This is a genomic window from Pseudoalteromonas piscicida, from assembly GCF_002208135.1.
GTDB lineage: Bacteria > Pseudomonadota > Gammaproteobacteria > Enterobacterales > Alteromonadaceae > Pseudoalteromonas > Pseudoalteromonas piscicida_A.
Map to the genome: position 1 here is coordinate 1,693,122 of NZ_CP021646.1, position 12,020 is coordinate 1,705,141.

The following is a 12,020-nucleotide window of genomic DNA, read 5'->3' on the forward strand; positions in this document are numbered from 1 at the left end:
TTACTGTTGGCCGTTTTCAATTAATGATGTCCGTTTAATTGAAGGGCTTGATTTTTATCTCACTCTTCATTATCAGCGGTTTCAAAGTTTAAACTAAACTGCCCACTACGCTGTACTGAGAAAATGGCCTTTTGCCAATTTTCGTCTTGATTTGACGTCGCATTTTCGAACAAGCTTAGGAAAAGCACGGAGATTTCATCACTTACTGGTATAACGTGTGCTTGTTTTGGTGTGCTGGTATCATAGTAAAAAGCGGAACACCTAGGCATATTGTCGTCATGGTAGTCCAACACGAGTCGTGCTTCACTCCACGGTTCTTTAATTTGTTGATATAGATACTGGCCCAATTGTTGTGGGACTTGTCGGTTTTCTTCTCGCATTCCAACTCCTTGTTATGTTCAGCGATAAATGTTGATCTGATTTTACTGGCGACTTTTGGCTTTAGTATGTGCTACAAATTTGTAGTTCCCAAAACCGACCTGTATAAATATGATCGACTGACCCGCGGCTTTACTTATGATAACCGCATTGGAAAATAGCCCTGAAAGTATAGACATACAGATAAAAAACGAAAGCACTGATATTAGGGCCTGTTGATCTTTCAAGTTTGTTTTTGCAGCAGCTTGACTGGTATTTATACAAGGCAGAGCCTGCGTAGCATAGTTATTCTATGTAAGTCAGGTGATAACACAGTAGAAATGCCAGTCAAGCGCTGCCCTTTGGGTTCACCTGAGTGCGCTTTGTTCATTGTTGCTCACCTTTTGCCTAGATTACTAGGCGGCAAGTCGAGCGTCGCGAGCAAAACCCACTCAGAAGAACAAAAATCAAACAGCAAAGGTCAACAGGCCCTAGTAACACAATGGCTTTTATCCAAGGTTGAATTAGCTTACGTCTCTGTTTACCAATCAATACGGCAACGACAAAACTGATAAAAGAAACCAAAAGGCCAATAAATATTGTTGCGTCGTGATCATGGTATTTCCATATTAATTGATAAGTAAATTATTGTAATCACTTGTCGCTTTAAAGAAGCGCTTAGTCGAGTATTACCTCACTCCGGGGCACACAACCGACTCGCTATGATAAGCTGCTCGGTAAGGGTTATTGGCGCTGTTTTGCTTATAAACCTGCTTACTGTGAATGCAGGTATAATCGTCGCCTTTCGCTGTGCCTAATTTACCACTTAACGAAAACGAATAAACGGTATTGGCGTCGGCTACGTTCCCCACCAGCGTGACTTCGTTTTTGCTTTGTTGGTTGGTAGGCAAGCAAGCTCTAGATTGCCTGTATGCTCAAATTGCTCTGAGGGACTTTGTGTTGCGGGCTCAAAGTGTCGGCACTGCGCCGAACGAACCGAGGTTGGCGGATGGGCATTCACATGCACTTGCGAGCCATCCATACTAAAGCGAAGGCGACTTTGGCACTGCGTAAACCCAACAAAGCTGGTTCCGTATTCGCGAACAAGGCCATCTTTACCCGTCACCGACAACAATCCTTGCTCAATATACGGACTTGCAAGATTCCCCTCAGAAATCACTATCGATTTATTAAAGTCATGGCATTCAAACCAATAAATTAAGCCATATTTAGCCAAGAGTCGGATGAAAAAGGTGCAGTCGTTTTCTTGCGCTTGTACGCACTGTGGTAACGTGGGTAAGTCTTTAATGATTAAAATAAGGGAGTTGACCAAAGATTGTACATTGATTTTTACAAAAATTTGGCTTTTTCCTGTTTGCTTAAGTGGCTCTACCCTTGGCTTTAAGGTTAATTGATAAAAATAGGTGCGCTCAGAAGTCGTCCTTGTACCAATTTCAAAGAGGGTGTCCGTGAAAAAAGTGCTCATTTGATCTGGGCTGATTGTTTTAAAAGCTACATCATTCCAAACCAAAAGTTCGCCAGAAAGATCCAAACCTGATTCTAAAGTACTATGGAAAACAAAACCGTAAATAATACAAGTGTTTAGTTCAATATTGACGACCTTAGTACTTTGGTCTGTGCCGTAAATGGTCATCCTTATGTGCATGATATTTAGCCTTGGTTTATTTACAATCTCTCACAATAGTCCATAAACTTTGGTTAATTTTATGTGAATGGTGATTTTCAATGTAATTATCTGTTATTAAATTAATTCATATAATAATGGAGATTATTGCATGGTTTGACTTGAATGCAAGTGTGCTATTTATAGATTAATAATATTAATTTGATATTAAGGTTGATCTAAAAAATGCGTTTGTGTATCGTATGCGCCGTTCGAGAATGTACATCAAAAGTCCAGATGTTTAGTATGGTTTTTGTTTTCAGGGAAGTGTCTATCTCAACAAGTCGTAAGAAAGCTTAATGCAAACTGAATTGCTCGTTAAGCTTATAGACTTCCTCTCTGAATACCAAATTTAAATAGAAAACCCATAAATAACAGTTGGTTAAATATTTTCAAAAAGATTTTTGAATGTTAACTTAGTATTCAGTTACAAACTGCATACTTGTGTTCTGTAATTTCTTGTTAAATAGTTAAATCAAATGTACTTTCACTATTGTACTGGAAATTAAAAAGATTAATTGTCTCCAATAATCTAATTTGGATGTCTTATAATTGAGGCGGATATGGCTAGGAATGCTTTATTTATAATGGTTTTGTTTTTAACGGGTTGTATGTCTACTTACGTTAAGTTAGACGTAACTGCTACCGATAACATAAATTTAAACCAGTTTAACGAACCGCTACCTGTGGTATTAAAAGTATATCAACTTACTGATATTCAAGCCTTTAAAAATTCTACATTTGAACAGCTTTGGAAGTCAGATAAATCAATTCTGGCTAACACCTTAGTTACCGTGGAAGAACGCACCGTAAATCCCTCAGATCGTATAAAAATCGAGTTTGAACAAGCTGAATCTGCAAAGTACGTGGCTTTTGTTGCGCTATTTAGAGACAGAACTGGTGGTAACTGGCGCGCATTTTATGACTTAAATGATTGGCCTGTGCCTTTATCTACTTCTCTAGATATTGAAATTACAAGTAACTCGCTTCGTTTACCTGAAGTAGAGGAGGACAAGTAATGCAGCACAACAACGTATACAAACCTGTTTGGGCTGAAGGTTTAATGCTAAGTCAGCAGCACTTACAACTGTTCGATCAATACCAACAATCTCAACTAGCTGGTGTACAGCAAAGTCTTAGAGACAATGCATATGGTTTAGATCGCATTGTATTTGACGAATCGGCATTAGCCAAAGGTGTAGTCAAACTGCAAAGTATTGCGGCAATCTTCAAAAGTGGTCGTCATATACATCATGTTTTTGCTGACAACGAAGCACCTATGTTTGAGCTTGAAGATAACAAAAGCGAATACATCATTAGTGTGGCGCTTGCGAACAATCATTCAGTAAGTAATATCCAAGGTTACCCGCAAACTGGGCAACTTAGTGCTTATGACTGCGATTTTGTTGAGCTTCAAGATGCACATGATCCAAATCGAAAAGCAGAAGTGATGGTAGCTAAGCCTAAACTGATGCTGGTTGAGTTCAGCGCAAGTAACAGTTTTATCGAGCAATTGCCTTGTATAAAAGTAATACGTGGTGAGCATGGGCAGTTCGAAATTGACTCAAGCTATATTCCTCCACTGCTAAACATCAAAGCCCATGGCTATTTAGCCGAGCGTGTAAATAAACTCGTCAACATGGTTGAAGCTAAGTACACCGCATTGTTTACAAACCGCACAAGTATGGGGATTGTGGAAGATTTTGGTCCAACAGAACTCAAACACTTTTTGTTATTACAAACATTTAGCTCTGTTTTTCCAGAGATCAAGCAGTTAAGTGGTACAGCCAAAACTAGTCCAGATGCACTGTTTATGGCGCTAAATAAACTAATCTGCCAACTGATCAATTTTGAACCTGAAGCGAGTAAGTTTGAGTTACCCGTATACGATCATCAAGACTTAACACGTAGTTTTGGTTTGATTGAATCTCATATTCAAACCCTTATTGGTTCGATAAGCGCAGCACGCTCGTCTGATTTAATACTCAGCACAATCTCTCAGTCTATTTTCGAGGTCAAAGACATAGATAGCAGTGCCTTGACTCGGGGCGAGTTGTACATTGCGGCTTTCTATGAAAACGAATCCACGCAGTGGATCGAGTTGTTCGCAGAACAGGTTAAGCTGGCAGCACCAAGTCAGTTGGAGATCTTAATTGCTTCAGCGCTTGGTGGTGTGAAGTTAACACACTGTCAGCGTCCACCGAATAGAGTGTCGGTTAAAGGTGGTTTTGAATATTTTAAAGTTGAACCACATGGTGCAGCTTGGGAACAAGTTGTACAAGAATTAGCGTTAAGAATCTTTGTGCCATTTAGCCTTCAAGGCGTGAAACTTGAAGTGGTTTCGGTGGCAAGTAAATAGTTAGTAGGTAAAAGTCATGGAAGCGTCGAAAAATAAATCTGAACTAGTCGCCTGCATTTCTCCGGTACTTGAAGTACTTACTTCAATTCGCCAGGGTGGGGCAGATCATCAAGGAATTGATGGTCTACGCAGTAAAGTCATGGATGCTTTTGATGAATACGAGAAGAGCTGCTACGACGCACGAATAAGTGCATCAGAAATGCAAGAAGCCAAATTTGCATTAACCGCTTTGGTCGACGAGCAAATCATGACGGCGCAGAAGCCGTACAGTATGGAATGGATGGCGCGACCTTTACAATTAGAATTATTTGGCAATATGCGCGCGGGTGAAGCATTTTTTGAAAAGCTTGAAAATATCCGCCGTGCAGCGGCACAGCACCGCACGGTATTAGAAGTCTACTTTGTTTGTCTACAATTGGGTTTCGAAGGGATCTATAAGATCAAAGGGATAGAACAGCTCAAAGCGCTGATGTTGGATGTTAGAGCGCAATTAGAAGAGCTTGCTGGGCCGGCAAAATTACAACTTTCTGATAATGCAAAACCACAAGAAAGTATGGTCACTAAAGTAGGAAGAAACTTACCTTATTGGGTTATTTTATCGGTAACGCTTGCTTTACTTGCCAGTATGTATGTTGGTTCAACGTATTTCATTGAGAGTCGCGCGAACCAGCAAGTTGTGCAAATTGATAAGCATATTGAAGTACTAACGCAGTTAGAGAAAACAGGGAAAGCGAGGTAACATCATGTCAGGAGTGAATCGTAGTGGGCTAGTTCACCTAGTCTTAGGGTTTTTGTCATCTCGTGCGACGGCTCACTGGGTCGGCATATTCGCAATTTTAACGCTAATTTGGTTTGCAGGTCGGTTTATTGGCCTTGAGGATCAAAATCATCGTTTAATGGTGATGGGCGCGGTATTTGGTCTGTTTTGTCTTACTTTATTAGTTCGATGGTTGTGGGTGAAGCGCTCTGGTGACAAGTTAGCGAAAGAAATTGCCAGCAATCATGCGGGGACAGAAGCCGAGGTCGAAGAAATTAAAGCCAAAATGGAAGAAGCGCTGTCTGCATTAAAAGCTTCTCATTTAGGTGCTGGCTATCGTGGTAATGCTGCGTTGTATGCATTGCCTTGGTATATGATCATTGGTCCGTCGGCTGCGGGTAAAAGTACGTTATTTGCAAACTCTGGGCTGCATTTCCCTTATTCAAAATCTAATCAACTGCATATCCAAGGGTTTGGTGGCACGCGTAATTGTGACTGGTGGTTTTCAGATCAAGCCGTTTTAATTGATACCGCAGGTCGTTACACCACTGAAGAGTCAGATAATGATCAATGGTTGTCATTCTTAAAGCTGTTACGTAAATACCGCTCTAAACAGCCTATCAATGGCGTGATGGTTGCCATTAGTGTTGCCGACATCTTGACCTCAGACAGCGAGCAGATCCGTGATCACGTTAAACAGATCCGCGCTCGTATTGATGAGTTAATTAACCAACTTGGACTCATCTTTCCGGTATACGTGGTGTTTACCAAATGTGATTTGATCAGCGGCTTTGAGCCTTTCTTTAATGAATTAAGTGAAGATGAGCGTAAGCAACCTTGGGGCGCGTATTTACTTGAGGAAGATGGCACCAATACCGGTGAAGTGGCGAGCGAGAACTTTTCAAAACATCTTACTGGCTTGTATGAGCGACTATGTGATCAGCGCCTAGTTAAAATGACGCGTGAGCGTAACGCTCAACGTAAACAACTGATTTATGATTTTCCCAATCAGTTCAAAGCGGCGTCAGCTAAAGTCGAAGAGTTTATTGACACATTATTTAAAGAAAACCCGTATCAGGAAGTTCCGTGGTTTGCTGGTGTGTATTTTACCTCTGGTACGCAAGAAGGTACGCCTATCGAGCGCAGCGCAACGAGCAAACTATCTACGTTTAGATCGGTATTGTTTGAGTATCGCCAAGAAAGCATTACCTCTGCATTTTTTATCAACCAAGTATTCAAAGATGTGTTGTTTAAATTGCAAGATCTCACTCGGGGTAACCGTAAAAAGCGCCGCGTACAAAAATGGCTCAAAGGCTTTGCAGTATGCTTGTGTGTGACGTCGGTATTTGCACTTGCAGGCTTGTTGGTTAACTCTTATACCCACAATCAGCAGCTTTTAACAACCAGTGATAAATTAACGACTGCTGTGGTTAATACACGAGTTGAAAACCAGCCGTTGGCCGAGCAATTTAACTCAACTTTGTCTCTTTTTGCACACTATCAAGAGCTAATCGGTTATGAGAAAAAGCTGCCTTGGTATTTCTTACTTGGTGTTTACAGTGCTGACAACACCATAAAGCCAATAGAACAGGTATTACGTCAACGTGTACAAGCGCTCATTGGTGAACCGAGTTCGGAGCTTGTGCAACAAGCGCTTTTTGAAAGCCACCAAAACTGGATTGCACTACTAAGTACAGAAGAACAGGTCGCTAAACGTATCGAGCCAAAACTACGTGATAAGTACTATCAGGCATTAAAGCTGCAGCTTATGATGAGTAATGAGTTTGAACGTTTAAACAAAGACTATGCTAAATCTGAGTTACTAGACTACACGGCTGATCGGTTAGCGCTGACGCTAAACGAAGACACGCAAGCATTAACTGAGCAATTGTCAGGACTGATTGACTTTTACTTAGCCCAGTTAGCGGTTGAGCCTACGCCGCAGCAGCTTGCGATTTGGCAGAGTAATGATTTCTTAGTGAGTCAAGCACGTTCAGACTTAATGAGTGCGCCAGAACCAACTGCGCTATATGAACAGATCAAAGCGAAAGTAACGGTATCGAAAGCCGCGTTAACGCTTGACCAGATGATGCAGCAAAACAACAAAACCTTTTTGCAGTCGAAGATCAGCATTCCATACGTTTATACCAAAGAAGCATGGGAAAACGAAGTGTACGACGCCATCAAGGTCATTGCGAGTAAAGCATTCTCTGGCGACTGGGTGATGGGCACAGACAATGCTGAAAGCCAAGGCTCTGTAGATGAAGCAAAAGCAAGTGCTTTGGTTAAATCTATCCGCGCGCTGTACTTCAGAGACTATGCCAATGTGTGGTTTGAGTTCTTGAACTCAGTAGAAATAAGTCCATTTAATACGAGCAACGCAGCAAGTTTAACGCTGGCTCAGTTGTCATCACCAGAAGGTCCATTGGTCGATTTAATGGCGTCGATTGACGACAACGTGAATCTAATAGATTCGCCGAATAAAACAGTAGAAACAGAAAAGTTAACGGAGCAAGCAAATGCGTTACTTGCAAAGTCTAAAAACAACAAGGTTAAAGGTGCAAAGATAGAATCTGCTGCGAGAAAGCGTGTGCCTGAACTGTCGAGCCGCTTTGCAGATCTTCGTCGCTATACCGCAAAAGGAGAAGAGAACGCACGCTCTGATTACCTAGAACAATATCTCGGTGCCTTGAGTGCATTCCATTCAGATATCAAAACGATTGCGGCGAGTAACAATGACGACTATATGGCGATGTCTTTTACTCAAACGCTGTTAAATGGTGATAGCAAAAACCATGCGCTACAAAGTGCGTGGGTGGTGGTGGAAAGCCAAGTAAGAGCGCTTGACCCGGATACTAAACAAGCACTGGAAAAACTACTAAAAGCACCACTTTTAGCGAGTGTGCAGACAGTAATGAACGAAGCAAAAGTACAGCTCAATGAGCGTTGGTCTAATCAAGTATTCTTAACATACAAAGAAAATATCCGTGGTAAATATCCGTTTAATATCGACGGCCCGGATGCAGCAGTTGAAGATATTAGTGAGCTGCTGAACCAAGAGTCGGGTGTGTTTTGGCAATTTATGGCAGAAAACCTTTCTCCGTACCTTCGCTTAAAGCGTGGTGAGTGGGTAGAGAAAACGTGGAATGGTATTGGCATTGGTTTCAAGTCTGGGGTACTCGACAAGCTAACTAAGGCGAGAAAGGTAACACGTTCGCTATTTCCTCGAGACGGTTCTGAGGTGGGGATTAGCTTCCAGATGATGCCAGTGGCACAAAAAGGATTAAAAGAGACTTATATCGGCTTTAGTGACCAAAATTACCGTTATAGAAATGAGCCTGAAGAGTGGCGTCGTTTTAACTGGCCTGCAAGAGCGGGCACTGAAAAAGCCGTGGTATATGGTTTAGACAGTGAAGGTCGCAGAATTGAAATCGAAAAGTCAGGGCCTTGGGCATTCCTAAAAGTATTGAATGAAGCGAATGTACAGTGGGTTCGTGGTACTGAATTTATGGCAACGTGGCAATTACAAAGAGAAGCCGAGGCTAGTGTTGAACCAATCCAAGTTCAAGTTGCACTTAAGTCGAGTAGAAACAGTGGCATATTCAGCAAATATTTTATGACGTCATTTGCGCTGCCTGAGTCTTTGTTTGATACCAAAGTGAGTGTGGCTTCCAATGAAAACTTGGCGTTGAGGTAACACAGGCATGTTCGGTTTTTTTAATAATAAGAAAGTCGCCAAGGTACCAACGACTCAGCCATTTGGATTTATGGGTAAAAACCCAATTCAAGCGGACTTCATTAAGTTTAACGTTGATTCAAGAGAAGCGATAGCGCTTGAGCGCTGGCTTCAAGAAGGGTATGCAGACATGAGTCGCCAAGCTTTGGTAAGCGATGGCGCTGCTCAAAAAGAGCAATCAACGCTATTTTTTATCGCCTCAGGTCAAGACGAAAACTGTTTATTAGGCACATTACAGCCAAGCGAAGATAAAAGCGGAAGACAATACCCATTTTGCTCCTTTGTATTATCGAGTAATGCGGACTACAAACAAAACCCTGCATTTTTATTTAGCGAATGTGGTAGTGCGTTTAAATCATTAAGTTTAAACCATGAGCTGATCAGAAATTGCAGTAGTGTTGAGCAAATGCGCCATAGCGCGCAGGAGCTTAAGCAGGTAAGTGAGCTGGTTTCGCAACCGATTGATTTCGATAAGGCAATGTCTTCACTACGAGCTTCACCGATACAGCGTGTATGGGATGCGCTTGAACTAGAAGATCTTGACCAGCGAGCACAATTAATCAGCCAAGTGATGTCGGCGCTCAAAATGATCAAAACCCAAGGTTGTTTACGTTGTCAGTTCGGATTGAAGTTACCGATGCCACAAGTGGGTGAAGATACCCAGCTGCTAGGTGCATTTTGGCTGCATTTAATCACCAATATGGTGGCCGATCATCACTGGCAGCCTTGGTGTTTTTATAACTATGGTCAATTGAGCCAGAAAGCCTCCTTGGTGGTGTATTGCAGACCTATGCCTGCCTCGTATTTTGCGTCAGTTTGGCTTGAGCACAATAGCTTGTCGACGACCATTAATCTAACAGGGACTTTGCCACAACACCCGATGACACCGCATATGTATGAATTGGCAAAAGCATCAAATATGAGTGTTTTCGATGCGCTAAGAAGTTGGAGTAAGTTATGAGTCAACCACATAAGTATCAGAGCTGGCAGCAGTGGCGTGAAAACTTATTAGCGCCTCTAGACGGCATGCCATGCGGTGACGATTTAAAATACGAAGAGTCATTTAAATTACTAAAAGCCTCTTCGTCAGGTGTTGCTGAGCCAGACTTCAAAGCCAACTTTATTTTGGCATCAGAGCTGTTAGAAAAACAAACCAAAGATATTCGCATTGCGTCGTATCTAGCGTTGGCCGCTACCAATGAGTTTGGGCTCGAAGGTTTGACCCACTCGTTAGATTTGTTTAATCAGCTTTTGCAACAGTATCAGGCGCAGATCCACCCTGTTAAAGAACGTGCGAGAGCATCGGTTCATACTTGGTTCTTACAACAACAACAGCGCTTACTTGGTGTTGCTACAGCGCACAGCTCGACAATGCCGGAGCAGTGGCCAGAATTAAAGCGTGTACTTGAACAGTATGCAACAGAATCCGTGGCGATACTTGATGCAGACTCAGGTCCGCTTGCTGATTTAAAACATTGGTGCGAGCAAGGTATGGTTTCGCAACCAGTTCCTGTACAACCCGCTGCGACGTTACAAGAGCCTGTCCAAAAGCATGAGGTGGTCACAGCAGAGCAGCCTCAATTAAAGCAATCTGTAGCGGCGAATTCACAGCCTACAGTTGTTGCTTCAAAGCCCGTTTCCACACTTGCTATTGCAGTGGAAGCGCCGCAGTCAGACTCGGCTTATACAGAACAAGTTCGCAAACTATTGGCGTATGACAAAGAAAGCCAAAACTGGATGCGAGCTATTCGCTTGGCACGTGCAGTGAGGTGGGGGCGCTTGCATTACCACCACACGATAATGAGTTGAAAACGCGCCTACCAGCTCCAAGGCAGGCTGCATTTGTACCTATTGAAAACGCTTTAGCTGCGCAAAACTTTGTACAGGCGTTAGAAAAAGCAGAAGCCTTATTCATGGAAGGGGCGATGCATTTTAACCTTAATTTGCAAAGGCTAACCATCTCTGCCCTTGAGGGATTAAAGCTATTTAAAGAAGCCCAGTGGATAGAGTTAGAGCTTGCGGCAATCGCTGAACAATACCCAACACTCTTAAGTCTTAAATATGAAGACGGAAGTGAGTTTTGCTCGGCAGCAAATCGCGAGCGAATTGGCGAACATAAATTACTACGCCAAGGTGAAGGTGCAAGCACTGATGGCAATCAGAAGGTTTGGTTAGATAAATTTAAAGAAGCGCAGGCGCTTGTTGATCAAAATAAGCTTTCGCAAGCACTGCTGCTAATGGAAGGGTTTGCACAAGACAAGTTCGATTTTGCAAAGCAAAAATTATATCAAGCACGTTTGTTGATGCGTAGTGAACGCGCTGATCTTGCCTATCCAATGTTTGAGCAGCTGCTTAAAGACATTGAACAGTACCGACTGGACCTATGGCACGAGTCGTTTGCTCTAGAGGTTTGGCGTTATGCCAAGCAATGCAATGAAGCAGTATCCTTGGAGCAAGGGGATGAATTTGACCTACGAGCAACCGCGATAAAGCAGCAGATGCTCGTAACCAAAGTAAGCTCAGCGATTGACTGGGTTTGATTGTTAACCGCTGGGCTTGTAACGGCAGGCGCAACGACTGATTAAATAAGGAAAGACTATGTCTGATACGTTTCAAAAAGAGATCCCAAGAGCGCGGATTAATATAGCGCTTGAGCTGGAAACCGATGGTGCAACGCAAAAGAGTGAACTACCGATGAAAGTTTTGGTTGTGGGAGATTATTCCAACGGCCAAAACGACAGTGACCTCGCTGAGCGTGAGCGCATTGCTATTAACAAAAATAACTTAGAGCAAGTGCTTAAAGACATGTCACCAAAGGCAAATTTTCAAGTATCGAACAAAATTGCGGGTGATGGTGAAATCGGTATTAACCTGACGTTTGATGATTTTAAGTCATTCGATCCTGAGCAGGTTGCAGCGCAAGTGCCAGAGCTTAACAAGATGATGTCGATGCGTAACTTATTACGTGATCTAAAATCTAATTTGCTTGATAACTCAACGCTGAGAAAAGAGCTTGAGCGCATTTTGCAAAACAAACCAGAGCTTGATGAGTTAAAAGCACGCCTAAACGAGTTAGCGCCGCTTTTATCTGAGCAAGAAAAACAACCGCAAGAGTAAGGACACGACC

At 42.4% G+C, this 12,020-nt stretch carries 10 protein-coding genes; 8 read left to right on the top strand and 2 right to left on the bottom strand.

Annotation, left to right across the window (positions count from 1 at the left end; translation table 11 throughout):
- Window positions 1–59: 59 nt before the first annotated feature.
- Window positions 60–380 carry a hypothetical protein gene (locus B1L02_RS08015; RefSeq protein WP_088530609.1) on the bottom strand — a complete coding sequence of 107 codons (321 nt, stop codon included), beginning with the start codon at window positions 378–380 and terminating at the stop codon, window positions 60–62.
- Between the two features lie 836 nt (window positions 381–1,216).
- Window positions 1,217–2,023: a contractile injection system protein, VgrG/Pvc8 family gene (locus tag B1L02_RS08025; protein ID WP_088530611.1), complete on the bottom strand. Its 807-nt coding sequence runs from the start codon at window positions 2,021–2,023 to the stop codon at window positions 1,217–1,219.
- A gap of 605 nt (window positions 2,024–2,628) precedes the next feature.
- Between B1L02_RS08025 and tssJ the strand changes: the two genes are divergently transcribed.
- From tssJ to tssB, 8 genes are read left to right on the top strand one after another with little or no spacing between them, the layout of a single operon-like run.
- A complete protein-coding gene (gene tssJ / locus B1L02_RS08030; protein WP_010377046.1) occupies window positions 2,629–3,060 on the top strand; it encodes a type VI secretion system lipoprotein TssJ in 432 nt (143 codons plus the stop codon).
- Complete coding sequence (gene tssK / locus B1L02_RS08035; protein ID WP_088530612.1) at window positions 3,060–4,400, top strand: type VI secretion system baseplate subunit TssK; 1,341 nt, start codon at window positions 3,060–3,062, stop codon at window positions 4,398–4,400. Before tssJ ends, tssK begins: the two co-directional genes overlap by 1 nt.
- Before the next feature lie 16 nt (window positions 4,401–4,416).
- Window positions 4,417–5,139 (top strand): type IVB secretion system protein IcmH/DotU, encoded by a 723-nt coding sequence (icmH, locus tag B1L02_RS08040; protein ID WP_088530613.1) that lies wholly within the window; start codon window positions 4,417–4,419, stop codon window positions 5,137–5,139.
- A gap of 4 nt (window positions 5,140–5,143) precedes the next feature.
- Window positions 5,144–8,854: a type VI secretion system membrane subunit TssM gene (gene tssM, locus B1L02_RS08045; protein ID WP_088530614.1), complete on the top strand. Its 3,711-nt coding sequence runs from the start codon at window positions 5,144–5,146 to the stop codon at window positions 8,852–8,854.
- Between the two features lie 7 nt (window positions 8,855–8,861).
- The gene (gene tagF, locus B1L02_RS08050) at window positions 8,862–9,854 is read left to right on the top strand and encodes a type VI secretion system-associated protein TagF (RefSeq protein WP_088530615.1); all 993 of its coding nucleotides are present in this window, start codon (window positions 8,862–8,864) and stop codon (window positions 9,852–9,854) included.
- Window positions 9,851–10,702 (top strand): type VI secretion system ImpA family N-terminal domain-containing protein, encoded by an 852-nt coding sequence (locus B1L02_RS24350; RefSeq protein WP_223191885.1) that lies wholly within the window; start codon window positions 9,851–9,853, stop codon window positions 10,700–10,702. Before tagF ends, B1L02_RS24350 begins: the two co-directional genes overlap by 4 nt.
- Window positions 10,663–11,433 carry a type VI secretion system domain-containing protein gene (locus tag B1L02_RS24355; RefSeq protein WP_232003164.1) on the top strand — a complete coding sequence of 257 codons (771 nt, stop codon included), beginning with the start codon at window positions 10,663–10,665 and terminating at the stop codon, window positions 11,431–11,433. Before B1L02_RS24350 ends, B1L02_RS24355 begins: the two co-directional genes overlap by 40 nt.
- Before the next feature lie 58 nt (window positions 11,434–11,491).
- Window positions 11,492–12,010, top strand: coding sequence for a type VI secretion system contractile sheath small subunit (gene tssB, locus B1L02_RS08060; protein ID WP_088530616.1), 519 nt, complete (start codon window positions 11,492–11,494; stop codon window positions 12,008–12,010).
- Window positions 12,011–12,020 lie beyond the last annotated feature (10 nt).

Bases quoted from the DNA above. Each gene is read 5' to 3' on its own strand.
- B1L02_RS08015 (WP_088530609.1), bottom strand. From the start codon at position 380: ATGCGAGAAGAAAACCGACAAGTCCCACAACAATTGGGCCAGTATCTA.
- B1L02_RS08025 (WP_088530611.1), bottom strand. From the start codon at position 2,023: ATGCACATAAGGATGACCATTTACGGCACAGACCAAAGTACTAAGGTC.
- tssJ (WP_010377046.1), top strand. From the start codon at position 2,629: ATGGTTTTGTTTTTAACGGGTTGTATGTCTACTTACGTTAAGTTAGAC.
- tssK (WP_088530612.1), top strand. From the start codon at position 3,060: ATGCAGCACAACAACGTATACAAACCTGTTTGGGCTGAAGGTTTAATG.
- icmH (WP_088530613.1), top strand. From the start codon at position 4,417: ATGGAAGCGTCGAAAAATAAATCTGAACTAGTCGCCTGCATTTCTCCG.
- tssM (WP_088530614.1), top strand. From the start codon at position 5,144: ATGTCAGGAGTGAATCGTAGTGGGCTAGTTCACCTAGTCTTAGGGTTT.
- tagF (WP_088530615.1), top strand. From the start codon at position 8,862: ATGTTCGGTTTTTTTAATAATAAGAAAGTCGCCAAGGTACCAACGACT.
- B1L02_RS24350 (WP_223191885.1), top strand. From the start codon at position 9,851: ATGAGTCAACCACATAAGTATCAGAGCTGGCAGCAGTGGCGTGAAAAC.
- tssB (WP_088530616.1), top strand. From the start codon at position 11,492: ATGTCTGATACGTTTCAAAAAGAGATCCCAAGAGCGCGGATTAATATA.